Origin of the sequence: Robiginitalea sp. SC105 (genome assembly GCF_014243345.1) — a bacterium.
Classification (GTDB): domain Bacteria; phylum Bacteroidota; class Bacteroidia; order Flavobacteriales; family Flavobacteriaceae; genus Robiginitalea.
Window position 1 is genome coordinate 715,507 of the sequence record NZ_JACLZF010000002.1, and the last position, 24,067, is coordinate 739,573.

The 24,067-nt window shown below is 57.5% G+C and carries 16 protein-coding genes; 7 read left to right on the forward strand and 9 right to left on the reverse strand.

Features of this window, described 5'->3' with window-relative positions; genetic code table 11:
• Positions 1-53 precede the first annotated feature (53 nt).
• Together thrS and H7F20_RS12435 are read right to left on the reverse strand one after the other, a co-directional pair.
• Positions 54-1,994 (reverse strand): threonine--tRNA ligase, encoded by a 1,941-nt coding sequence (gene thrS / locus H7F20_RS12430; protein WP_185786499.1) that lies wholly within the window; start codon positions 1,992-1,994, stop codon positions 54-56.
• Positions 1,995-2,075: 81 nt separating this feature from the next.
• Positions 2,076-2,303: a DUF6095 family protein gene (locus H7F20_RS12435; protein ID WP_185786500.1), complete on the reverse strand. Its 228-nt coding sequence runs from the start codon at positions 2,301-2,303 to the stop codon at positions 2,076-2,078.
• 74 nt (positions 2,304-2,377) lie between these two features.
• Between H7F20_RS12435 and H7F20_RS12440 the strand changes: the two genes are divergently transcribed.
• Complete coding sequence (locus H7F20_RS12440) at positions 2,378-3,517, forward strand: glycerate kinase (protein WP_185786501.1); 1,140 nt, start codon at positions 2,378-2,380, stop codon at positions 3,515-3,517.
• Here H7F20_RS12440 and H7F20_RS12445 read toward each other — a convergent pair.
• The 5 genes from H7F20_RS12445 to H7F20_RS12465 form a co-directional block, all read right to left on the reverse strand.
• The gene (locus H7F20_RS12445; RefSeq protein WP_255444087.1) at positions 3,504-4,394 is read right to left on the reverse strand and encodes a DUF4249 family protein; all 891 of its coding nucleotides are present in this window, start codon (positions 4,392-4,394) and stop codon (positions 3,504-3,506) included. The genes H7F20_RS12440 and H7F20_RS12445 overlap by 14 nt on opposite strands.
• 31 nt (positions 4,395-4,425) lie before the next feature.
• Positions 4,426-5,346 (reverse strand): DUF4249 family protein, encoded by a 921-nt coding sequence (locus tag H7F20_RS12450; protein ID WP_185786503.1) that lies wholly within the window; start codon positions 5,344-5,346, stop codon positions 4,426-4,428.
• A gap of 1 nt (position 5,347) precedes the next feature.
• Positions 5,348-7,756 carry a TonB-dependent receptor gene (locus H7F20_RS12455; RefSeq protein WP_255444088.1) on the reverse strand — a complete coding sequence of 803 codons (2,409 nt, stop codon included), beginning with the start codon at positions 7,754-7,756 and terminating at the stop codon, positions 5,348-5,350.
• A gap of 85 nt (positions 7,757-7,841) precedes the next feature.
• Positions 7,842-10,061: an NADP-dependent isocitrate dehydrogenase gene (locus H7F20_RS12460; protein ID WP_185786504.1), complete on the reverse strand. Its 2,220-nt coding sequence runs from the start codon at positions 10,059-10,061 to the stop codon at positions 7,842-7,844.
• 638 nt (positions 10,062-10,699) lie between these two features.
• Entirely contained in the window at positions 10,700-11,989 is a 1,290-nt protein-coding gene (locus H7F20_RS12465) for a carboxypeptidase-like regulatory domain-containing protein (protein WP_185786505.1), read from the reverse strand.
• Positions 11,990-12,145: 156 nt separating this feature from the next.
• Here H7F20_RS12465 and H7F20_RS12470 point away from each other — a divergent pair, with 156 nt between their 5' ends.
• The 3 genes from H7F20_RS12470 to H7F20_RS12480 all read left to right on the forward strand — a co-directional run bounded on the left by H7F20_RS12470 (position 12,146) and on the right by H7F20_RS12480 (position 15,751).
• Entirely contained in the window at positions 12,146-13,501 is a 1,356-nt protein-coding gene (locus tag H7F20_RS12470; RefSeq protein ID WP_185786506.1) for an aminotransferase class V-fold PLP-dependent enzyme, read from the forward strand.
• A gap of 130 nt (positions 13,502-13,631) precedes the next feature.
• A complete protein-coding gene (locus H7F20_RS12475) occupies positions 13,632-14,120 on the forward strand; it encodes a DoxX family membrane protein (protein WP_255444090.1) in 489 nt (162 codons plus the stop codon).
• A complete protein-coding gene (locus tag H7F20_RS12480; protein WP_185786507.1) occupies positions 14,117-15,751 on the forward strand; it encodes a Gfo/Idh/MocA family oxidoreductase in 1,635 nt (544 codons plus the stop codon). The genes H7F20_RS12475 and H7F20_RS12480 overlap by 4 nt, the downstream gene beginning before the upstream one ends.
• Before the next feature lie 40 nt (positions 15,752-15,791).
• Here H7F20_RS12480 and H7F20_RS12485 read toward each other — a convergent pair whose 3' ends face one another.
• A complete protein-coding gene (locus H7F20_RS12485; RefSeq protein WP_185786508.1) occupies positions 15,792-18,260 on the reverse strand; it encodes a M14 family metallopeptidase in 2,469 nt (822 codons plus the stop codon).
• 189 nt (positions 18,261-18,449) lie between these two features.
• On the opposite strand from H7F20_RS12485, the gene bshC reads away from it, so the two are divergent.
• The gene (gene bshC / locus H7F20_RS12490; RefSeq protein ID WP_185787158.1) at positions 18,450-20,057 is read left to right on the forward strand and encodes a bacillithiol biosynthesis cysteine-adding enzyme BshC; all 1,608 of its coding nucleotides are present in this window, start codon (positions 18,450-18,452) and stop codon (positions 20,055-20,057) included.
• Positions 20,058-20,105: 48 nt separating this feature from the next.
• Positions 20,106-21,479, forward strand: coding sequence for an aminotransferase class V-fold PLP-dependent enzyme (locus H7F20_RS12495; protein ID WP_185786509.1), 1,374 nt, complete (start codon positions 20,106-20,108; stop codon positions 21,477-21,479).
• Here H7F20_RS12495 and H7F20_RS12500 read toward each other — a convergent pair.
• A complete protein-coding gene (locus H7F20_RS12500) occupies positions 21,468-22,016 on the reverse strand; it encodes a pyridoxamine 5'-phosphate oxidase family protein (protein WP_185786510.1) in 549 nt (182 codons plus the stop codon). The two genes, H7F20_RS12495 and H7F20_RS12500, sit on opposite strands and share 12 nt — an antisense overlap.
• Before the next feature lie 520 nt (positions 22,017-22,536).
• Between H7F20_RS12500 and guaA the strand changes: the two genes are divergently transcribed.
• Complete coding sequence (gene guaA / locus H7F20_RS12505) at positions 22,537-24,066, forward strand: glutamine-hydrolyzing GMP synthase (protein ID WP_185786511.1); 1,530 nt, start codon at positions 22,537-22,539, stop codon at positions 24,064-24,066.
• Position 24,067: the final 1 nt, after the last annotated feature.

The following is a 24,067-nucleotide window of genomic DNA, read 5'->3' on the forward strand; positions in this document are numbered from 1 at the left end:
GGGCCTGAATCTTCTGCGTATTGCTATGGCTACAAATTTTAATTAAACGTAATTCAAAACGACTTTAAGGTACTATTTATTTCCGCGTTTACCAAGCCGGACAGGGCTTCCACCGTAATGGACCCGAGGTCCTCGCCCCCGTGCCGGCGCACGGAAATCGTACCGTCTGCCTGTTCCTGATCCCCCACGATGATCATAAACGGGTATTTTCCCATTTCTGCTTCCCGTATTTTCCTGCCTACGGTCTCGCTGCGGGCATCTAGGAGGGCGCGAATTTCGTGATTTTCCAGGGAATTTAAAACTTTTTGGGCATATTTTTCATGCTTTTCACTGACTGGCAGAACGATAGCCTGCTGGGGCGTGAGCCAGAGCGGGAAATTCCCTCCCGTATGCTCCAGGAGCAGGGCCACAAAGCGCTCCATACTGCCAAACGGGGCCCGGTGGATCATGACCGGCCGGTGCAGTTCGTTGTCGCTCCCCTTATAGGTCAGGTCAAAGCGCTCCGGCAAAGTGTAATCTACCTGTATGGTTCCCAATTGCCATTGGCGCCCCAGGGCATCCTTGATCATGAAGTCCAGTTTTGGCCCGTAAAATGCGGCTTCCCCCGGTTCGATGACAAAGTCCAGGCCTTTCTCGGTAGCTGCGTTGATGATGGCTGCTTCCGCCTTTTCCCAATTTGCCGTATCCCCGATATATTTATCCGGGTTTTCAGGGTCGCGGATAGATACCTGGGCGGTAAATTTATCGAAGCCCAGGGATCCCAGGACATAGAGCGTCAGGTCAATGACATTCATGAACTCGGATTCTACCTGGTCATGGGTGCAAAAGATGTGCGCATCGTCCTGGGTAAAGCCCCTGACCCGGGTCAGGCCGTGGAGCTCCCCGCTTTGTTCGTACCGGTAGACCGTACCGAATTCCGCATAGCGCTTGGGCAATTCCCGGTAGGAGAAGGGGGTGGCCCGGTAAATCTCGCAATGGTGCGGGCAATTCATGGGTTTGAGCAGGAATTCTTCGTCCTCCCTGGGGGTATGGATGGGCTGGAAGCTGTCCTCGCCATATTTTGCATAATGCCCGGAGGTGACGTAGAGTTCCTTCTGCCCGATGTGGGGGGTGACCACCATTTCGTATCCCGCTTTTTTCTGGGCTTTTTTAAGGAATTGCTCCAGGCGCTCCCTCAGGGCAGCCCCCTTGGGCAGCCAGAGCGGCAGCCCCTGGCCGACTTTTTGGGAAAAGGTAAAGAGTTCCAGTTCCTTGCCGAGCTTGCGGTGGTCCCGCTTTTTGGCTTCCTCAAGCATTTCCAGGTATTCGGTCAGCTCCTTTTGTTTCGGAAAGGAAATACCGTATACCCGGGTGAGTTGCGGCCGGTTCTCATCTCCCCTCCAGTAGGCGCCGGCAACGCTGAGTACCTTGAAGGCCTTGATCAGGCCTGTATTCGGGATGTGGCCACCCCGGCACAGGTCCGTAAAGGTATCGTGGTCGCAAAAGGTGATGTCCCCGTCCTCCAGGTTTTCGATAAGCTCCACCTTATAGGGGTTGCCTTCTTTTTCGTAATAGCCGAGGGCGTCTTTTTTGGAAACCTCCCGCATGCGGAAATCGTGTTTCCCCCGTGCAATTTCAAGGGCCTTTTTCTCAATGGCCAGAAAATCCTTTTCGGACAGGGTGTGCTCCCCGAAATCCACATCGTAGTAAAATCCGCTGTCGATGGCCGGGCCGATGGTCAGCTTGATACCCGGGTAGAGTTCTTCCAGGGCCTGCGCCAGCACGTGGGAAGAAGAGTGCCAGAAGGCCTTTTTGCCTTCTTCGTCGCTCCAGGTGTAGAGGATCAGTTTCCCGTCGGTTTCCAGGGGGGTGGAAGCCTCTACCTTCCGGTTGTTGAATCGGGCGCTGATCACGTTCCTGGCAAGCCCTTCACTGATGCCGCGGGCTACGTCCAGGGGGGTGGATCCCTTGGGATATTCGACGGTCTTGCCGTCCGGGAGCGTAATTTCTATCATATCGCTGGTACTCTGAGAGCGCAAAGATACTACCTGCCGGGCTACTGGGCAACCAACGGCGGGGACCGCCGGGGTCTCCCCCTATTTTTTAGAGCCGAACAGGGCGTCAAGGAGGGTTTTGATACTGTAGAAGCCCATGGCCACGGCCCCGATCGCCAGGATGGCTCCGAATACCAGCACGGGGATATAGAAGGGGTGGTCTTCGTTTTTGAAGGCCTGGTAGAGCACAACCGGGCCCGCAAACATCAGGCCCAGGGTGTAAACCAGCCGTTGCAGGCCTTTGATCAGAAGCTTTTTATCCGTTGCCATTGCCGGGTTTTCAAGGGGATTCGGCGGTAAAAATAACCAGAATAGTTATATTCCGGTTACCGATCCTCCCAAATATGAAGCTGGTCCTGATACCCGATAAATTCAAAGGCTCCCTGAGCGCCGAATCCGTATGCGATGCCATTGCCGGTGGGGTGAGGCAGTCCTGCCCGGCTGCAATCTTCAAGCGGTTTGCCGCCTCTGACGGGGGGGATGGCTTCCTGTCTGCCGTCCGGGCTACACGGGAGGTAGCCACGCGGACCGTGGCCACCTCCGACCCCCTGGGCCGGGAGATTACCGCCGAATACCTTTACGACGGTAAGTCCGGCGAGGCCTTCGTCGAGATGGCGCTCGCTTCCGGGATGGTACTCCTTGCGGAATCGGAAAGGGATCCCCTTGCCACCTCCACCCGGGGTACCGGCCGCCTCATCCGGGCTGCGCTCGATCAGGGGGCACGCACGATCTACGTGGGCCTGGGCGGGAGTGCCACCACCGACGCGGGGATGGGGATTGCCTCTGAGTTCGGTTATGAATTCCGGGACAGCAGCGGCGAGTTGCTGGAACCGGTTGGCAAAAACCTGGAACGGGTGGCCCGGATAATCGCACCTGAACAGGTTCTTCCCGAGGGGTCCGCAGTGGTGGCCATCAACGACGTTTCCAATCCCCTGTGGGGGGAACAGGGCGCTGCCCATGTCTATGCCCCCCAGAAGGGGGCCACGCCCGAAGCGGTGGCCCGCCTGGATCGGGGGCTTCGCCACCTGGATCGCCGGGTGGCCGATGAGTTGGGTATTTCGGCAGGGGAGGAGGCCGGTGCCGGGGCGGCAGGGGGCACGGCCTTTGGTCTGCAGGTATTCCTCGGGGCGCGGTTTATGGGGGGGACGGACTTTGTGTTCCGCCTCAACGGCATCCGGGATTATTTAAAAGGGGAAACGGTCGACTACCTGGTTACGGGCGAGGGGCGGATCGATTCCCAGAGCCTTCAGGGCAAACTCATCCAGGGGGTAACCGACCTGGGGCGCCGGCATGGCATCCCCGTAATTGCCGTTTGCGGGAGTTGTACCGCCGACCGGGAAGCCCTCGCCCGGGCGGGCCTGACTGCGGTGATCGAGGCTGCCGATCCAGCCCGCAGCCTGGAGTGGAACATGGCAAATGCCTATGACCTGGTGCAGGAAGCCATGGCGGGTTATTTCAGGGAAAATCCCCCTAGCGGATCGTGATGGTGCGGACGCGTTCCTGGACCACGGCAAAATAGCCCAGGGGAAAGGTATCGGGCCGGTCCGTGTTGTCGAAGCGGTCCCGGTTATCGATGTCCGTCGCGTCCACCAGGTTGCCCCTTACGGTGGCTGCGGGTGTCTGGAAGGGGCCTTCAAGGGCGCTCTGTTCTATGAGCAGGTCCATGTAATTGTAAAATTGCTGGTCGGCCCCCATGATGCTCACCCGAAGCTCTGTCCCTTCCGGGATCGGGTCCTCGTAGAAATAGGAGAACTGGAAGAACTGCCCGCGGTAGAACGTATCCTCCGTAACCAGGTATTCCGCCGAACCAAAGTCGAAGAGGTAAAAGTTGTCCACCCGGGCCGGATCCGTAAAGGAGACGATCAGCTCGGTTTCGTCCCCTTCCTGCAACGTGCGCCTGCCCTGAACCAGAAAGTCGATCTGCACCACCGGCTGATACCAGGTCTCGGCCACGTACTGCCGCCCTTTATGGCGGATCTGCAGGATGAACTGTACCTCCTCATTCAGGAAAACAGTAGGGATGCGCTGGTCGGAGGTCGCATCCGGGTCAGGGATATACACGCCTGTACCGGGCGCCTCCTCGGCCAGGCTGGAGTTGAAAGATTCAATCAGGGTTTCCCCGTCAAAACGGTTGACGGTGATGATTGCGGCTTCCGCATCGGTGACCGGGCGTTCCCCGAAAAATCCGGCCGTCTCCGACAGCTGGATTCGGACGGGCACAAAGGGTTCTGACGCATCCACCCGCAACAGGCCGCCCACTACGAGTCGGGGGGGCTCCTGCGGGGTCTCCACCTCCACCACCTCCTCGCACGCTCCCAGAAGCAGGAGGCCCAGGACAGGGAGCAGCAGAAAGGCCGGCAAATAAATCGCTATTTGGGAAGATTTGCGCATGTCATTCAAGGATCAGGCTGGCTGTGAATTCCTGAACTATGGCAAAGTACCCCAGTGCAAAAACCCCGGGCTGGCCCGTGTTGTCGAACTGTTCGATATTATCGATCCCGGTGACGTCAAAGACATTCCCCCGGACCGTGGCTACCGGTGTCTGGAAGGGGTTGTTGAGCCCCTCGGTCTGTTGGACGAGCAGGTTCATATAATTGAAGAACTGCTGGTCGGCCCCCAGCAGGGCAATGTCCAGCTCGGTCCCGGGCGGGAAGCCCTGGTCGTAGAAATAGGAGAAAGAAAAGGCCTGCCCCTTGTAGAAGGTGTCCTCCGTGGGCAGGAATTCCCCGAACCCAAAATCGAACACATAATAATCGTCCCGGTCTGCAGCGTCGGTGTAGCTGACGATCACCTCGGTTTCATCTTCTTCAAAGAGGGTCTTATCGCCCTGGGTAACCGCATCAATGGGAACTGCGGGTACATAACGGGTCTGGGCCGCATACCTGCGGCCCTGCCAGGCAATGACCAGGGTGTAGAGGATGTCGTTTTCCACCACTGTGTCCACACGAAGCCGCTGGTCGGAATCGAAACTCGGATCCGGGAAATAAATACCGCTCCCCGGGTCGAGTTCGGTCAGGGCTTTGGTGCCCGTACTTACCGGGATGCCATCTTCCATTATCTGGAGGATGATGATCACTTCTGCCCCGCTGGCCGGTTGCACCTCATCAAAAAAGCCGGCCGTTTGCGTGAGCCGGATCTCGACGGGTACAAACTCCTGGGTCGTATCCACGCGGAGCAGGCCCTCCACCACGAGCCGCGGGTCCTCCACCGGGGTTTCCACCTCGATGACTTCCTCGCAGGCCGCCAGTGCCAGCAATAAGCCGGCCGCCAGTGCGGGTAAAAAGAAGGCAAAGATGTGTCGGGTCTTTTTCATTTCAGAAGCTGAAGTTATAGGTAACCGAGGGGACAATGCCGAAAATGGAGGTACGTACGGCCTCGTTCCGGCCGGTATCCTGGTTCTGGCGGAAATTGATCGAAGCGGCGTTCATGCGGTTGTAGACATTGTATACGCTGAAGATCCATTCCCCCCGGACTTTCTTCTCCCGGGAGCGGCGCGGCCGCAGGGTTGCCGAAATATCCAGGCGGTGGTATGCAGGCAGGCGTTCCTGGTTTCTCAGCCCATAATAGGGGACCACCAGGCCCTCGAATTCGAACTGCCCCACGGGATAGTTGGTCGGTTGTCCGGTCTGGAAGATGAAATTGGAATTCAGGCTCCACCGGTCGTCGATCTCGTAACTGCCGAAAATGGCCAGGTCGTGCCGTTTGTCGTATGGCGTGTTGTACCACTCGCCAAAATTGATGCCGGGTTCCTGAACCGTTCGCCCGGTCCCGGTTACCGTTTGCCTGCCGGGAGTGCGCTGCTCCGATTTGGCCAGGGTATAGGCAATCCAGCCGGTCAGGGCACCGGTATTTTTCCGGAGCAGGACTTCCCATCCGTAGGCCCTGGCCTCCCCGTTGAGGATGACCTGTTCGATGGCGTTGTTTGCGATCAGGTTGGCCCCGTCTATATAGTCAATCCGGTTCTGGACTTCCTTGTAGAAGACTTCTGTTTCCAGGCTGTAGTCCCGGTCCGCGATGTTCCGGAAGTAGCCCAGGGCGTATTGGTCCACGAGCTGCGGGCGCGTATAGGGGCCGCTGGGGGTCCAGACATCCAGGGGGGTGGGGGAGCTGGTATTGGACAACAGGTGGAGGTACTGGGCCATCCGCGTATAACTGGCCTTCACGGAACTGTTTTCCCCCAGTACGTAGGCCAGAGATACCCTGGGCTCCAGGTTCAGGAACTTGTCCAGGGTTTCCAGGCGGTCTGTGCTCAGGGTATCGATGGGGGTCGCCTCCTGGTAGACCAGACTGAATTCGTCGAATGCCACCGGGTTGTCATTTTCGTACACGTAGAACTCGTCCTGCCCCAGGCGGTTGAACTGGCTTATCCGAAGCCCGTACCCGAGGCTCAACCTGGAGGAGATGTCGTGGGAAACATCCACATACAAGGCATTTTCGTTGGCGTATTTTTTGGTCAGCTGCTCTTCCACAATACCCGATTCTGGGCTGTTGGGCGATATTTTCCCCGGATTGAAGACATAATAGGTGTTGTGCAGGCCGTAGTTGATCTGTAACCCGTCCCTCAGGTAATGCTTCAGGTCGTATTTCAGGTTGAAATTCCGGATCCCCGAATCCCATTCAAACCCGACAAAATCGAGCTCCAGTCCGTAATAGTAGTCGGAATAGATCAGGGACAGGTTCGAGAACAGCTTGTCCGAAAACAGGTGGTTCCACCGGAAATTGACCACGGCGTTGCCATAGGTGTTCACAAACAGGTCGTTGATGCTGAAGAGGTCGCGGCCAAAGTAGCCGGACAGGTACAGGCTGTTCCGGTCGTCCACCCGGTAATTCAGTTTGGTGTTCAGATCGTAGAAATAGGCCTTGTTGTCTATGTCCAACAGGGGGAGGAACAGGTGGGCATAGGAGGCACGTCCCCCGGCGAGGAAGGCGGCACGGTCCTTCACAATGGGTCCTTCGGCCAGCAGCCGGCTCGCCACCGCCCCAATGCCACCGTTCATGTGGAATTCCCGGCTGTTCCCCTCCTTCTGGTAGATTTCCAGTACGGAGGAAACCCTGCCGCCGTAACGGGCGGGTATCCCCCCCTTGTAGAGTTTGATATCCTTGATGGCGTCCGGGTTAAAAACGGAAAAGAAACCGAAAAGGTGGGAGGAGTTAAAAATAGTGGCCTCGTCGAGCAGGATGAGGTTCTGGTCGGCCGCACCGCCCCGTACGTTGAATCCAGAGGAGGATTCCCCGGCATTGGTGACCCCTGGCAGCAGCAGGATGGATTTGATTACATCAGCTTCCCCGAGCACCACGGGGATCTGCTTGATCGTCTCGGTCTTGAGGGTGGCAACGCTCATCTGGGGACGCCGGATGTCCAGTTGTTCCGCCTGCTCGGTAACCACCACCTCGTCCAGTTGTTCCGCTTCCTCCGCCATGTTGAAATCCAGGCGGCGGTCCGTGGTCAGGTCAACCGTTTGCCGGATATCGCTGAAGCCGAGGTAACGGATAACGATGTCGTAGGTCCCGGCCGGCAGCGTTAGGGAGTAGAACCCGTATTCGTTGGTGGTTGCCCCGGTCCTTAAATCGGGGACCAGGATGCTCACCCCGATAAGGCTCTCATTGGATCCGGCATCTGAAATGGTGCCGCTCAGGGTATAGCGCTGCTCCTGGGCAAGGAGGGGGGATGCAGCCAGCAGTATAAGGAGGCAGGCCGGCAGGAACCGGTAGGGAAAACGCATGCAATTTCTTTTGCCTAAAAATAGGTAAAAAATGGATGCGGGCCCATTTGCCGGAAGTACCTGCAGTCGGGTTGTGCCGATAGCCTCAGAGCTTTTCCAGGATGGTGTTGAAGGTAGCGCTCGGCCGCATGGCACGGCTTACTTTTGCGGGATCCGGACGGTAGTAGCCCCCGATATCCTGGGGAAGCCCCTGGGCATCCAGTAATTCCTGCAGGATGTCCGCCGATTTGGATTCCAGGTCCTTAGAAATACTTTTGAAGGCTGCTGCCAGGTCCGCATCCTGGTCCTGGGAGGCGATCGCATTCGCCCAGTAACGCGCCAGGTAGTAATGGCTGCCCCGGGTATCCAGTTCGTTCACCTTGCGGGAAGGCGACCGGTTTTCCTCCAGGAATTTTTCCGTGGCTTCGTCCAGGGTGCGCCCCAGGATACTGGCCCGGGGACTCTTGTTTTTCTGCCCGTAATGCTCCAGGGACACGGCCAGGGCCATGAATTCGCCCAGGGAGTCCCAGCGAAGGTGGCCTTCCTCCAGGAATTGCTCCACGTGCTTGGGGGCCGAACCCCCGGCACCCGTTTCAAAGAGCCCCCCGCCGTTCATCAACGGCACGATGGAGAGCATCTTGGCGCTGGTGCCCACCTCCAGGATCGGAAAGAGGTCCGTCAGGTAGTCGCGCAGCACATTGCCCGTTACCGAGATGGTATCCTTCCCTTCCCGGATCCGGTCCAGGGTATAGTGGGTTGCTTCAACAGGCGACATAATCCGGATGTCCAGTTCATCCATGGTCTTTTCGGGCAGATACGCATGGACCTTTTTAGTGAGTTCCCGGTCGTGGGCACGCTCGGGATCCAGCCAGAAAACCGCAGGGGTACCGGAAAGCCGGGCCCGCTCAACGGCGAGCTCCACCCAGTTGCGCACCGGCAGGTCCTTGACCTGACACATCCGCCAGATGTCGCCCGCCTGCACGGGGTGCGCCAGCAACACCTTCCCGCTGGCCTGGTCCACCACCTGTACCGTACCGGTGCCGGCAATTTCAAAAGTCTTGTCGTGGGAGCCGTACTCCTCTGCTTTTTGGGCCATCAGGCCTACGTTGGGCACGGTTCCCATGGTCCGGGGGTCCAGCGCCCCGTTTTTTTTGCAGTCTTCTATGGTCGCCTGGTAGACCCCCGCATAGCTGCTGTCCGGTATCACGGCCTTGGTGTCCTGTGGCTTGCCCTGGGCGTTCCACATCTGTCCGGAGTTCCGGATCATGGCTGGCATGGAGGCATCGATGATCACATCGCTGGGGACGTGCAGGTTGGTGATCCCCTTGTCGGAGTTTACCATGGCCAGGGCCGGTCCCTTCTCCATGGCAGCCCCTATGGCTTCGCGGATGGCCGCCGCCTTTTCCTCCGGGAGTTTTCCGAGGTCGTCCAGCAGGCTCTCCAGGCCGTCGTTCGCGTCAATGCCCAGGGATTCGAACGTATCCCCAAACCGGTCAAATACCTCTTTGAAGTACGTGTGCAGGACGTGTCCGAAGATAATCGGGTCGGAGACCTTCATCATGGTGGCTTTCAGGTGCACCGAAAAAAGCACCCCTTTTTCCCTCGCGCTCGCAACCTGTTCGTCCAGGAACCTCAGAAGGGCCGCTTTTTCCATGACGGTGGCATCCACGATTTCCCCGTCCAGGGTGGAAATATCTTCTTTCAAAACCCGTTTGTCCCCGTTGGCCCCAACCCATTCAATCCGAAGTTTGGTCCCCTTTTCCAGGGTGACGGATTTCTCGTTGGACTTGAAATCCCCGGAGGACATGGTGGCCACATGGCTTTTGGAGTCGGCGCTCCAGGCGCCCATCGTATGCGGGTTCTTCCGGGCAAAGTTCTTTACCGGACGCGGTGCACGCCGGTCCGAGTTTCCTTCCCGCAGGACCGGGTTCACGGCACTCCCCTTGATCTTGTCGTAGCGCCCCTTGATATCGCGGGCTTCCGGGGTGGTTGCCTCTGCCGGGTAATCCGGGATGGCATATCCGTGGCGCTGCAGTTCGGTGATTGCATCTTCCAGCTGGGGGATGGATGCGCTGATGTTTGGCAGTTTGATGATATTGGCTTCCGGTTTTTTGGCCAGGTTCCCCAGGAATTCGAGGTCGTTCGGGATGCGCTGGGCCTCGGTCAGGAAATCCGGGAAGGCAGCCAGGATGCGACCGGCAAGGGAGATGTCCTTGGTGGCTACTTCGATCCCGGCGGTACGGGCAAATGACTGTACGATAGGGAGAAAGGATGCGGTTGCCAGGGCCGGAGCCTCGTCGGTCTTGGTATAATGGATGGTCGCCATGAATTTTCGATCTTTTTTAAGCGGAGCAAATATACAATTTTAAGCGGGCAAAGACAGCCCCGCTCTGGGGAATGTCCCCGGGGGCCCTGTGAGGAAGTGAAGGCGGGCCGGTTATATAAATAACAAAAGCCATATCATCGTAACGGGTACAGTGATATGGCTTTTTAAAACAGCTTGCAACTTTCTCTGTCAGGCTTGAAGCCTTCCAAGGCAACGCGGGGTTGCCGTTGAGCTGTTTGACGTTTGCAACGACATCCGGGGCTTATTTCTAAAACAAGGTCCGTTGGCCGTTACTTTTTTGTTGCTTAGTCCTTTTGACTTACAGGGCAAACCTGGGTTTTCCATGTAACGCATAAGTCCCCACCGACTCCGGAAGCTACAGCCTCCTTAGAGCGGCTCACCTTTGAGCCTTCAGGCATACCTGCCTTCCGAACTTCAGGTTAATCAACAATACAAAGAACGCTGGCTTCGCAATGACCTTTCGCCGTTGCCATGGACTGGCAACTTCTACTAGATCACAGAATAAATATAGGTCGAAACCCTCTCATTTCCAAAAAATTAACACTTTAAAAAATTTACACGTTATAAACGTTAGATATTAACAATTGTTGATATCCAAAAGAGGTAGAGAGAGGTGGCTACGGAAGCTTGCCCGGGCTGTTGCGGTCTTCCCTCCTGAGTTGTCGCTGGATCTTGCGGATGGCGGATTCGATGGACTTGTCCGGCTCTATGATATTATATTCGCCCCAGAAGCCCGGGTCGGCAAACCCAAGGGCTTCATCGCTCAGGATAATGGAGGTTTTCACCCGCTCCCGATTCCTCGGCATACCCGCTTCATTGAGTTCCCAATCGGTAACGGCCATCTCACAGCTCAGGCTGAAGACCGAATTGAAAAGCTTCCGGTCCCAGTCTATCTTGAATTCGAGCAGGGCATTGCTGTATCCGTAATACCATCGTCCGTCTTTCTCCCGGTAGTCCACCCGGTAGGCTACCTCGGTGGGATACACCCTGGCATTGGCAGGTTTCCGCCTTACAAACATGCGGCTGGCCATATCCTGGTCTGTAATGTTTAAAGAGAAGATGGCGCTGGTCAGGACCTTCTTTTCCCCGTCGATAAAGAGCCGGCCCCGGTACAGGGGTTCTGCCACATCCTTTTTTTGTTCAAAACCGATTACGAAGATCAGCCGGTCGTCTATCCGCGTATTCCGTTCAAAATAGAAATTGTAATCATCTATATAGTCCTCTGAAAAGATGTATTCCGGATATTTCATGATATCGACAAACAGCGCGTTGAAGGGACCCCCCTGCAATTTCAGGGCGACCGTGTCGAGTTTGTCGTAATCAGTGCTCTTGCGGGCCTTGTACAATTCCATGGCATCCTGGCGGGGAGACATATAGGGGGTTTTGTAAATGGTGACCACCGCTTCGGAAAGGGAGACATTGCGCCTGCGCTTCCGGATGGTTTCCCGGTAGAAGGCCGTCATCTTCGTGGGGTTGTTAAAATAGTTGTCCCCCACTTTGCGAAGGGTTTCCTTGACCAGGGTGGTCGCATCCCGGGGTACCACCACATCTACCTCGGGCAGGGAGGTCACCGACACCTCGAGCAGCAATTCATTGTCCTCCGGACTGAATTGCAGCAGGGGAACCTGCCGGCTCTTATACCCCAGGAAGGAGATTTCCACCATGGCATCGGTGACCGATTCGGGCACCTTCAACAGGAATCCGCCTTCCGAATTGGTAACCGTACTGATATTGTACTGGTCGAGGGTGAGGGTTGCAAAAACGAGCGGATCGTTGGTTTCCGCGTCCAGGACCTGTCCCCTGTACTGCCTGAAACCGGCTTCGTCCCCCTGGGCTTCCTGGCTCAGCAGGGGCAGTGCCATCGATAAACAAATGCCCAGTAAAATGGGGAGCCTTAAAATTTTCATGGGATGCAATTATTATAAAAGTCTTTTTTCTTACGCTGGCGACCCCCGGGACCGGTTTTTACCCTTGGCCCGGAATGCCTATCCAAGTTACCATTTTCCGGCCATATCCGGAAGCCAAAGATTTCTTAACTTATCCGGAATTCAAACTACCTCCCGATGGAAAAACGCACCTTCCTGAAACGCATGGGGCAGCTGGCTGCAGCCTCTCCCTTTTTGATGCACCCGGGGGCAACAGCGGCCCGTTCCCTGGATGCGACCGCCCACGAAGTTGGCCCGGCATTTCCTTCCGGTACCGGAGTCCACCCCCCAAAGCCTTTCGTGACGGGGTCCCGCTCCGGGTCCCCGGCTGCCCTGCGCGGGCTGCAGGGCAACGAGCTCTGGGAACGGGTACGCGCCGACTACGAACTCAAGGAGGGATACATCAACCTGGAGAGCGGTTATTACAATATTATCCCCCGCCCAACCCTGGAGGCCTTCCTGGAAAAGGTCCGCATGGTCAACCGGGAGGGAGCCTATTACATGCGTACCGTCCAATGGGAGAACAAGGCCCGTATAGCTGCCCGCCTGGCCGGATTGCTGGGCTGCGGGGCCGATGAGCTGATCCTGACGCGCAACACCACCGAATCCCTGGACATGATCATCGGGGGTTATCCCTGGAAGGCCGGGGATGAGGCCGTTTACGCCGAACAGGACTACGGGGCCATGCAAATGCAGTTTGGGCAGGTGGCCGCCCGCTTCGGTGTCGTAAACCGGGTGGTGTCGCTTCCTTTGCACCCGGCCTCCGATGCCGAAATCGTCAACCTCTATGAATCGGCCATTACCCCACGGACCCGGTTGCTGATGGTATGCCACATGGTCAATATCACCGGGCAGATCCTGCCGATCCGGAAAATATGCGAGATGGCCCACAGCCACGGTGTGGAAGTACTGGTCGACGGGGCCCATTGCGTGGGGCACTTCCCGGTGGATATCCCAGCGCTGGATTGCGATTATTACGGTTCCAGCCTGCACAAATGGCTGGCGGCCCCACTCGGGGCAGGCATGTTATATGTCCGGAAAGAACACATCCCCAGGATCTGGCCGTTGCTGGCCGAACACCACCGGGAACCGACCGACATCGGCAGGCTGAACCATACGGGGACCCACCCGGTACACACCGACCTGGCCATCGATGCGGCCCTGGATTATCTCGAGGCACTGGGCCTTGAGCGAAAATCGGATAGGCTCCGCCATTTGCAGCGCTCCTGGACCGAGCCCCTCCGGGGTGTGAAAGGCGTCCGCATCAATACCCCGGAGGAACCCAGGCGAAGTTGTGCCATCGCCAATGTGGGGGTCGACCACCTGACCCCTGCCGGGCTGGCAGACGTCCTGTTCGATGAATTCGGCATCTATACGGTAGCCATCGATGGGGCGGGGGTCCGGGGTTGCCGCATAACCCCCAACGTCTTCAATACGGAGGCGGAAATGGAACACCTTGTAGAGGCAATCACCACCCTGGCTGCACGCGGCTGACCCTCGGGGTTCCCAATCCCTTAAAACCTGACACCTGTCATAGTTTTGGACCGTAACGAGGGGTAGATTTGTAGATCGGACCCCTTCCGGACCGCTGTAAAACCGACTATTCACTTAAACCCTTTCCATTATGTCGCATCTTCAAATGAACCGGAGGCTGGGCGGCGCACTCGTCCTCCTGCGGATTTTAATTGGCTGGCATTTCCTCTATGAGGGGATCGTCAAGCTTTACAACCCGGACTGGACCAGTTTCGGGTACCTGGCATCCGCCCAGGGGCCGTTTAAGGAGGTTTTTGCCTCCCTGGCTTCGGATTCCTTGCTGCCCTGGGTAGACACGCTGAACTGGCTGGCCCTGGTCTTTGTAGGGATCACTTTGATACTCGGGATTTTCGAGAAAGCCGGGGCCATTGCCGGGATGGGACTGCTCGCCCTGTATTATCTGGCGCATCCCTCCCTGCCGGGTCTGACACAGTTAAACACGGAGGGCAGCTACTGGCTGGTCAATAAAAACCTGATTGAACTTGCGGCTTGCTGGATCCTGTTCCTGCAGCCCACGGGCCAGCTTTTTGGCCTGAACCGGGTATTTGTAAAAACCACTTCTAAAACCGAATTATCATGAGCTGGACACGCAGAGAAGCCTTGTTGGGGCTGGGGGGCATCCCCATCCTTGGTGCCGTATGGTGGGCAGGTGCCGCCGGGACCGTGGGTAAAAAACGGGCGCGAAACGCGATCCTGGAAACCCTGAATATTCAACCCAGCCTTCCCGCCGCCGTACAGGGGATCGGCGGAGAACCTGTAAAACTGGGTATTATCGGCTTTGGCATACGGGGCGAACAGCTGTGCCGGTCCCTCGGCTATGCCACCGACGAATGGATTGCGGCAATGGAGGAAGAAGCTGCACTGGCCAGGGAGGAAGGCAGGCCCTTTACCGCCCTGGAGGATTTTCACAACCAGGAGCCGCTCAATATCCGGATTGTCGGGGTTTGCGATATTTTCGACGTCCGGGCGGAAAAAGCGATCCGGTCGTTCTCCGATGAGGAGGTCAGGGTAAAACGCTACGCTACCCATCAGGAGATGATTGCCAGCGGGGAAGTGGAGGCGGTAGTCATTGCGACCCCGGACCACTGGCACGCGCCCATGGCGATGGAAGCCCTCAGGAACAATGTCCATGTGTACGTGGAAAAACCCATGACCCATACCCTCTCGGAGACCTATGAGCTCCGGGAGGTAGCCCGGAATTCCCGGGCCGTCCTCCAGGTAGGGCACCAACACCGGCAGACCCTGAGCTTTAAGACGGCACGGGATATAGTGGATAAAGGGATCCTCGGACACGTTTCCCTGATTACGACCAATACCAACCGGAACGACGATAATGGCGCCTGGAATTACGACATCCATCCCGACGCCAGCCCGGATACGATTGATTGGTCCCAATTCCTGGGCAACGCCCCGGAAATCCCATTCAACAAAAATCACTTCTTCCGCTGGAGGAAATGGTGGGCATATGGATCCGGGCTTTCCGGCGACCTGCTCACCCATGATTACGACCGCCTTAACTGTGTGCTGGGCATGGGTATTCCCTCCTCGGTCATGGCTTCCGGCGGGATCTATACCCACCGGGACGGTCGCAATGTGCCGGATGTTTTCCAGGCCAATATGGAATTCCCGGATTTCAACACACGGGGCAGCCAACCCTCGGGCAAGGCCAAAGGGATGACTTTCGTATACAGCGCCACGCTCGGCAACGGGTTGAGCCGGCCTACCATGCTCATGGGCCACGACGGGAGCATGGAGTTGGGGAACCAGCTGACCGTCTGGCCGGACGGCAGGTCCACCCGGTATGCAGAGATGCTGGAATCGGGCAAGATGGAGCCTCAGTCCCCCATTTACCATTATAACCCTGCAGCTACAGCCCTTGACGGGGTCTCCTCGGCTACTTCCCAGTATTTTGCGGACAAGGGCCTGATGTGGACGTATATTGACGGCAAACGTGTGGATTCCACCTTCCTGCATATGCGCGAGTGGCTGAGTGCCATCCGCAACGGGGGAGAAGTAAGCTGTGGCATTCAGGAGGGCTTCGAAGAGGCAATTTCGGCCCATATGGCCGGGCTCTCCTGGAAACTCGGACGCCGGATCGAATGGGACCGGGAAGCCCAACGGGTGGTCCCCATCGAAGGGGTGGACCTGGATGCTGCCCTGTGCTACAGTCCCCCGGGAATCGGGCAGTTTGCCCCGGACCTGGTGGGATAAAACAGAAAAACCGGCCCTCGGGCCGGTTTTTTTTAGGTTCTTAGTTGAGCATGAAAAGTGCATTGGCGAAGAACAGCTTGCCATTCTCCCAGAACCCGCGGAATAGCGGGTTGTCCACAAAATACACCACCTGTCCGCGTCCGTGGTTTTCCACGCCGAACACCAGGCTGTTCGGGATTTGTTTCAGGGCTTCGCTTCCTGCAAAGCCCGCGGAAGGAACCGGTTTGTCCTGCAGGTAGGCTACATTGCCGGAATCCAGGAGTTCATAGGCGTCACTGCCCAGTTTCAGGCTGAAATACGAATCGCCATATCCAAAGGCCATGGGGTGGGTGGGGTCGACGCGGGTCCGGAAGATCGCCCCGGTTATTGCACTGCGGATACGTTCCCGTTGACCCGACTCGTAGGACAGGGGTTCCTCAGTGTCTTCTTCGTCATTCACGGATGCATTTTCCTTACGGCTGATGGAGAACCCGCTGTCCCCGCCCATGGCATCCAGGGCATTGCCCATCGCGATGAGCCGGCCGCCTGCGGCCACCCATTCCTTCAGCGATTTTACCCGGCTTTCTGTCAGGAAACGCCTGTATCCGCGCCCGTCCGGAAGCACCAGTACGTCATAAGTGCTCAGGTCCACCCGGTCAAAATAGTCTGTATCCACCACCGTGAGGGGGTAATTCAGTTGCTGTTCAAAAAAGTGCCAGATCTCGCCAAAGGAAAGCGTGGAAGTGGGCTCGCCCGACAGCACGGCGACCCGTGCCTTCCGGATAACATCCACATAACCCGACCCGAAGTCCTTGCCGGATTCCACCATCCCGGTGGATACCGGGGTCAGGTGTTTGTTGTGCCGGTTGCGGACCGATTCAAGGGTATTCTGAAACCCGGGCAAATGCTGGTTATCCCCCGCCGTGATGATCAGGGTGCCTGCCCCCCAATTGTTTCCCTCGATGCGGAAGGGCTTCGAGGCGCGGCGCACCCGGATGCCTTCACCCACGAGGTCCGCCAGGAAACGCGCGTCCTTCATGCTGTCCCAGTCCGTGAGGTAGGCGTAGGATTTTGCGGCCTGGATCGTCCGGGGGGCTTCCCCGGGCATCGATGCCTCCCCGGATGGGACCAGGGATTCGGAGGCGATGGCCTCCAGGCCGTAGGCATAGGGGAGGGACCAGGCCGTAATGTCGTAGGTGAGCGAATCGCTCAGGCGCGCATCGGGCTCAAAGAGGACCTTGACCAGGGTGCCTTTGGGCTGGTTGGTGGAAACCACCAGGGCATTCTGCCCTGTCCGCATGCTGCCGGTCCCGCCCGATAGATAATCGTAGCCGCGTACCGTACCCCCGCTGGCAAAGCCGGAGCGGATCCGGTGTGCCTCCAGCAGGGTGCGGAGGGCCTGTATCTTATCCGCGTCCCCCTTCAGTACATAGCTCTTATAGGTGAAATCTCCGGGTTCGCTGTAGAACTTGCGGAATTCCCGGCTCAGGGTTTCCGCATTGGCGGAAGCGACTTCCACTGTGGAAAGGCCGGTGGTAAGGTGGTGGTCAATCCGGTCCCTGAGGGTCAGGGTATCCCCGATGGAAGTGCGGATCCCGAGGCCGGCCCGGCCACTGCCCCCCTGTTCATAGGTCATCCCGACAGCCCCGTTATAGGTCGGGTAGGTATCCCCGTAACTCGGGTAGAACAGGTCAAATACTTCCCGGGTGAAGTAGAACCACCCGTTGGCGTCGAAGTATTTTGCGTGGTTGCGGCCAATGGTCTCCTGGAAGCTCCGCTGGAAATCGGTGATCACTTCGTGGTACGGTTCTGCGGCCGGTGCAAAATAATAGGGGGAATCCACCCCCTGTTCGTGGAAGTCCACATGCACATGGGGCATCCAGAGGTTATAGGCCGCCAGCCGTTCCCGGCTCTCCTTCTGAGTGAGCCAGGCCCAGTCCCGGTTGAGGTCAAACATGTAATGGTTGCTCCTTCCGCTCAGCCAGCCCTCGTGGTGTTCCTTGCTGTTCGGGTCGGCCTGGTAGGGCGTGTTTTTAAACTGGTTGTACCAGTTGACATACCGGTCGCGCCCGTCCGGGTTGATACAGGGGTCCAGGATGACCACGGTGTTTTCCAGGTAGCTGTTCCGCGAAGTCAGCAGTTCGTAAAGCGTCTGCATGGAAGCCTCAGTACTCACGCTTTCATTACCGTGCACGTTGTAGCTCAGCCAAACGATGGCCGGTCCCCCGGATCCACCGCCTTCCAGCGCAGCCAGGTGGTTTTCCCGGATCTCCGCGAGCTGCTGCATGTTGGCAGCCGACGATACGGTGGCCGTTACCAGGGGCCTGCGTTCATTGGTCTCCCCGTACTGGCTGAGGGTTACCTCCCCGCTGCGGGTTGCGGCTACATACCGGAAATAATCCATTACCCGGTGATGGCGGGTAAACTGGGTTCCCAGTTCATAGCCGAGGAATTCGGACGGCGATTGCAGGTCCTGGGCTCCGGCGGGCAACGCCAGGAGGAACAAAGCCATGAGGATAAAATGCTTCATAGGGATGGGTTTGGCCCCGGTTTTTCCGGGTGCCCAAATCTAAGGAATCTTCCCCAAATCCTCCTAGTCCCCCATTGTGGTTTCCGGCGGAGTCGGCTGGTTTTTTGCCAGCCGGGCCGGGGATTCTTAACGAATTTTTAGGAATTCCAATACCCGTGAACCGTATCTTTGAGTCCGACAAACCAACTCATGCGCAAGGAAGGCATCCCCTTTAAAGATACGGGCTTCTTCTCGGGACTCATCAATGACTACCTGGAGGCATCCCCGGGCCTGGAGCCATTTTACGGACGGTACCCCGGATTGCCCTCATTCCGTGAACAGCTCCTGGAAAAACTGGATGCCTACCCGGAAGACCACCGGCGCATCCTGTGCGATGTGCTGGAAGAGCAATACCGTGGGATGGAACTTTCCAAAGCCACCCGCGGCCACCTGGGTGCCCTTGCCGATTCGGCAACCGTAACCGTGGTGACGGGTCACCAGCTGAACCTCTTTACCGGACCGCTTTATTTTCACTACAAGATCGCAAGCACCATTGCGCTTTGCCGGCAATTGCAGGCTGCCTACCCAGACCATATCTTCGTCCCCGTCTACTGGATGGCCACAGAGGACCACGATTTTGAGGAGATCAACCACTTTAATTTCAAGGGAAAGGAATTTCGGTGGAACCGGGAATCCGGGGGCCCCGTTGGCCGGATGGCGACAGACGGCCTGGAGGAGCTCGCCGGGCAGTTTGCCCAGGACCTCGGGCCGGGGCAGTATGCGCGGGAACTCAGGGAATTATTCGAATCGGCCTACCTGGAGCAGCCCAGTCTGGCCGCGGCAACGCGCTTTCTGGTCAACCGGCTTTTCGGTCGGGAAGGCCTGGTCATCCTGGATGCGGACGACCCCCGCCTGAAAGCCCTTTTTGTGCCCCAAATGGAAAAGGACCTGTTTGAGGGCCTCGCCCACCGCTGCGTATCCGGGACTACACAGCAACTCCAGGCAGTGAAGGACGCCTATCCGGTGCAGGTGAACCCCAGGGAAATCAACCTGTTTTACATGGAGGACGGCCTGCGGGAAAGGATCGTGGAGGAGGAGGGGACCTACGGGGTCCTTGGCACGAACCTGCGGTTCAGCCGGGAGGAGCTGGAAGAGGAACTGCATACTCATCCGGGGCGGTTCTCGCCCAATGTCATTACCCGGCCCCTGTACCAGGAGGTGATCCTTCCCAATATCGGCTATATAGGCGGGGGAGGGGAAATCGCCTACTGGCTGGAACTCCGGGCCTATTTCAAGGCCGCAGGAATCCCCTTTCCGATACTCATGTTGCGGAATTCCGCCCTGCTTTTGTCGGAGAAACAGGCAGACAAGGCGGCGAAGCTGGGGGTGACCCTCCCGGAACTGTTCCTGGAGGAGCACGAGTTGATCAACCGGAAGATCCGGCAGATTTCGGACATCGATATCGATTTCAGCCCGCAGCGGGAGCACCTCAAAAAACAATTCCGCGATTTGTACGGGTTGGCCGAAAAGACGGACCCGTCCTTCCTGGGGGCGGTCAAGGCCCAGGAAGTAAAACAGCTCAAGGGTCTGGACCACCTGGAAAAACGCCTTTTGAAGGCCCAGAAACGCAAACTCCGTGACCACGTCAACCGGTTGACTGCCCTCAAAGGAGCATTGTTCCCGAATGGCAACCTGCAGGAGCGGACCCGGAATTTTTCGGACTTCTACATGGAACTGGGCAACCGGTGGGTCCCTTCCCTCCTCGACGCCTTTGAACCCCTCGAACCCGATTTCACAGTACTGATTTATCGTCCCTGAGGCACCGGCTGAGAAACCGGGAACCCTATCTTTGCCAAAAACCGTTTTATGCATACGCTGGATATCGATACGGTCGAAATGACCCTGGACGTCATGAAATTTGCGATCAACCGGATCACCGTCCGGGATCCTGAACTGGGGATCCCGCGCAAGGAAGAGGACCTCCGGAAGCTGGTGGGGGAGACGGTGACCGAAAAGGGCATCGGGGGGGAACAGGCATTCAAGCTGTTCCGGGACGTGCTGGTCAAGGCCACAGTTCCCATTGACCACCCGCGCCACCTGGCCTTTGTCCCAGCCGCACCCACCCGCGCCGCCATCATGTTCGACCTGGTGACATCCGCATCCTCTATTCACGGGGCCTACTGGATGGAAGGAGCCGGGGGGATCTTTTGCGAAAACCGGGCCATGGACTGGCTGGTTTCCCTCACCGGCCTGCCGGAAGGCGCCTTTGGTGTCTTTACCAGCGGGGGGACGGCAGCCAACCTGTCGGCCATGGTCACCGCCCGGGAAGTCTGGCGCGATGGCGGGGGGACGCGCAGCGGGAAGGGCATTGTCATGGCCTCCATCGGGGCACACAGCTCCATCAAGGCCATGGCCAAGGTCATCGACGCCGAGGTCTGCCTGGTGGACACAGAAGACCGGATGAGCGGGGAGGCCCTGGACGCAGCCATTTCGGGCCTATCCGAATCGGAACGCGGACGGCTTTTCGGGGTCGTGGCAACCGGGGGCACTACCAATGCGGGGATCGTGGACGACCTGGAAGGGATTGCAGGGGTTTGCAAGAAGCGGGGCCTGTGGTTCCATGTGGATGCTGCCTACGGGGGCGGTGCACTGGCAGCGGATTCGGTTCGCCACCTCTTCAAGGGCATTGAATCGGCCGACAGTGTGACCATTGACCCGCATAAATGGCTGTTTACGCCATACGACTGCGGGGCAGTCATTTACCGGCACCCGGAACAGGCGCGGAAAGTGCACTCCCAGGAGGGATCCTACCTGGATATATTCAAGGACGAGGGTGCCCGGGGGTTTAATCCGGCCGACTACCAGATCCAACTCACCCGTCGCCTGCGGGGGCTGCCCCTGTGGTTTTCCCTGGCGACCCACGGTACGGATAAGTACAAAGAGGCGGTGGAAGAAGGTATCCGGCTGGCGGTGCGGGCCGGGGAACTCATCCGGGAGTACCCCGGGCTGGAGCTCGTCCGGGAGCCGAGCCTGTCGTGCGTTTTGTTCCGGCGCGAGGGATGGGAGCCACAGGACTACTACGAATGGACCTACCGGAACCACCGCGCAGGGATTTCCCTGGTCACCCCGACCAAATGGCGGGGGGTTGGGGGGGTGGAGACCGTACTCCGCTTTTGCTTTATCAACCCGGACACCACGGAGGAGGACATCCGGATCATCCTGGATACGCTAGGGGACTAGGAATTCACTCCGCCAGTTGTCGGCGTCCTTGGAAAACCGCACCCGGATATGGTTCGGGCGCTTCAGTTGCAGGTACTCGATGCGGAAGGGGTGTACATTGATCACCGTGAAAAAATCATCCCGTTCCACGTATTCGAGCTGGTCCGGCCCTTTTATCTCCGTCCCGGGGGTCTGGCTGACGGTGTAGTCCTTCCTGGATTCCGGTTTGATCCCGGACCAGTGCCTTGCCAGGGTCCCTCCGTCCCTTTCCTTCATCGCAATCCCCTCCATACGCAGTTGCAACAATTTCTCCGGATGGTAAAAAAGCAGGCTTACCTTGTTGTTCTCCTTGATGTGCAGCATCTTTTTGGAGCGGGAATCCGTGTAGAAAATAAGTTGAACCTCCTCCGGGTCGAACTCCCGGATGACGACCGTACGGAGTCGGGGGACCTGCTCCAGGCCGACCGTCGCCAGGGTGGCATACCGGAAAGGATGGTCAGATTCACGGGTCCCGGCCAGGAGTTCCGCAGTAATTTTATTCCAGTACCGTTCGGTCATGACAGGAGGATTTTACTTAAAATTAAAAAAAATTCGGGAGGGAGGTAGGGTATTGTTCCCTTTGGTTGTTATATAATCAAAGTTGCTATGAAAAAGGAGTCAATTGCCTCCCGCTGCAACAAGCTGCAGCGGGGGTAATTTCCTCAGCGAAATGCAATTTTGAATTAGCATATTTTGTGTCATAATTAGTTCATGTGTTTAGGTTGGTTTTGTCCCGGGAGACCGGGAGAACGAAAACCCCGGCGGATTCCGCCGGGGTTTTTCGTTTCCGGGTCCCGGAGGTGCCGGGAATGGCCGCCGAATCCCGTCAAAACGAACCAAAATCATTTTGTAGGAAAAGGTTTAATTGTATTTAAACCAGATAATTATGTAATTTAAATGATAGTGTTGGTTTAAATGTATACTTTTCTGCGTTTTAACGCCCTTTCTACCCGCCGGGCTGCTGTGCCTGTCGATAACCTTGGGAAAACTCTCCGGTAAAAACCCCGTTGCACCTTGTGGGTTTTTGCTATTTTTGCCCATGCAAAATAACGTTCTCATCCTCGATTTCGGTTCCCAGTATACCCAGCTTATCGCAAGGCGGGTGCGCGAACTGAATATCTTCTGCGAAATCAAACCCTACAACAAACTGCCCGGGGACCTCTCTCCCTACAAGGCGGTAATCCTTTCGGGTTCCCCGTTCTCGACCCGTGCGGAAGACGCTCCCCATCCGGACCTGAGCCGGATCAAAGGGCATAAACCCATCCTGGCCATTTGTTACGGAGCCCAGTACATTGCCCATTTCAACGGCGGCAATGTGGCACCGTCCAATACCCGGGAGTACGGCCGGGCCAAACTGGCCCACGTGGCACTGGACCCATTCCTGAAGGAGGTGCCGCGGAACAGTCAGGTGTGGATGAGCCACAGCGATACGATACAGGAGCTGCCGGAAGGGGCGGAGCTGCTCGCGAGCACCCACGACGTGCCCAACGCAGCCTACAAGATCGCCTCGGAAAAGATATACGGGATACAATTCCACCCCGAGGTATACCACACCACTGCCGGGAGCATCATCCTCAAGAATTTCCTGGTGGATATTGCCGGCCTGGAGCAGAGCTGGACGCCGGCCGCCTTCGTGGAGACCACCGTCAACGAACTGCGGGAGAAAATCGGGACCGAAAAGGTGATCCTCGGCCTTTCCGGGGGGGTGGATTCCACCGTGGCAGCCGTGCTCCTGCACAAAGCGATCGGGAAGCACCTGCACTGTATTTTTGTCAACAATGGCCTGCTGCGAAAAAACGAATTTGAGGAAGTCCTCCACCAATATGAGGACATGGGGCTCAACATCAAGGGTGTGGACGCTTCGGCACGCTTTTTGGATGCCCTCAAAGGGGAATCGGACCCGGAGGCCAAACGCAAAATCATCGGCCGCGTCTTTATCGAGGTGTTCGACGACGAGGCCCACCTGGTGGAAGATGCCAGGTGGCTCGGTCAGGGTACCATCTACCCCGATGTCATCGAATCGGTATCCGCCACTGGTGGGCCGTCGGCAACGATCAAAAGCCACCACAACGTGGGCGGGCTGCCGGACTTTATGAAATTGAAAGTGGTGGAACCCTTAAAGATGCTGTTCAAGGACGAGGTGCGCCGCGTGGGTGCCAGCCTTGGCATCCCGGGGGAACGCCTCGGCCGCCACCCCTTCCCGGGCCCCGGCCTGGCCATTCGGATCCTCGGCGACATCACCCGGGAGAAGGTTGCGATCCTGCAGGAGGTAGACCATATTTTTATCAGCGGGCTCCGCGAATGGGGGCTGTATGACAAGATCTGGCAGGCGGGCGCCATGCTGCTTCCGGTGAACAGCGTCGGGGTAATGGGGGACGAACGCACTTATGAAAAATGCGTAGCTTTACGGGCAGTGGAAAGCACCGACGGGATGACGGCCGACTGGGTCAATTTGCCGTACGAATTTCTGCAGAAGACCTCAAATGACATTATCAATAAGGTGCCCGGGGTAAATCGGGTGGTGTACGACATCAGTTCCAAACCCCCGGCGACCATAGAATGGGAATAAC

Bases quoted from the DNA above. Each gene is read 5' to 3' on its own strand.
- bshC (WP_185787158.1), top strand. From the start codon at position 18,450: ATGCGCAAGGAAGGCATCCCCTTTAAAGATACGGGCTTCTTCTCGGGA.
- H7F20_RS12460 (WP_185786504.1), bottom strand. From the start codon at position 10,061: ATGGCGACCATCCATTATACCAAGACCGACGAGGCTCCGGCCCTGGCA.
- H7F20_RS12480 (WP_185786507.1), top strand. From the start codon at position 14,117: ATGAGCTGGACACGCAGAGAAGCCTTGTTGGGGCTGGGGGGCATCCCC.
- H7F20_RS12495 (WP_185786509.1), top strand. From the start codon at position 20,106: ATGCATACGCTGGATATCGATACGGTCGAAATGACCCTGGACGTCATG.
- H7F20_RS12450 (WP_185786503.1), bottom strand. From the start codon at position 5,346: ATGAAAAAGACCCGACACATCTTTGCCTTCTTTTTACCCGCACTGGCG.
- H7F20_RS12435 (WP_185786500.1), bottom strand. From the start codon at position 2,303: ATGGCAACGGATAAAAAGCTTCTGATCAAAGGCCTGCAACGGCTGGTT.
- H7F20_RS12485 (WP_185786508.1), bottom strand. From the start codon at position 18,260: ATGAAGCATTTTATCCTCATGGCTTTGTTCCTCCTGGCGTTGCCCGCC.
- H7F20_RS12470 (WP_185786506.1), top strand. From the start codon at position 12,146: ATGGAAAAACGCACCTTCCTGAAACGCATGGGGCAGCTGGCTGCAGCC.
- H7F20_RS12440 (WP_185786501.1), top strand. From the start codon at position 2,378: ATGAAGCTGGTCCTGATACCCGATAAATTCAAAGGCTCCCTGAGCGCC.
- thrS (WP_185786499.1), bottom strand. From the start codon at position 1,994: ATGATAGAAATTACGCTCCCGGACGGCAAGACCGTCGAATATCCCAAG.
- H7F20_RS12465 (WP_185786505.1), bottom strand. From the start codon at position 11,989: ATGAAAATTTTAAGGCTCCCCATTTTACTGGGCATTTGTTTATCGATG.
- H7F20_RS12455 (WP_255444088.1), bottom strand. From the start codon at position 7,756: ATGCGTTTTCCCTACCGGTTCCTGCCGGCCTGCCTCCTTATACTGCTG.
- H7F20_RS12500 (WP_185786510.1), bottom strand. From the start codon at position 22,016: ATGACCGAACGGTACTGGAATAAAATTACTGCGGAACTCCTGGCCGGG.
- guaA (WP_185786511.1), top strand. From the start codon at position 22,537: ATGCAAAATAACGTTCTCATCCTCGATTTCGGTTCCCAGTATACCCAG.
- H7F20_RS12475 (WP_255444090.1), top strand. From the start codon at position 13,632: ATGTCGCATCTTCAAATGAACCGGAGGCTGGGCGGCGCACTCGTCCTC.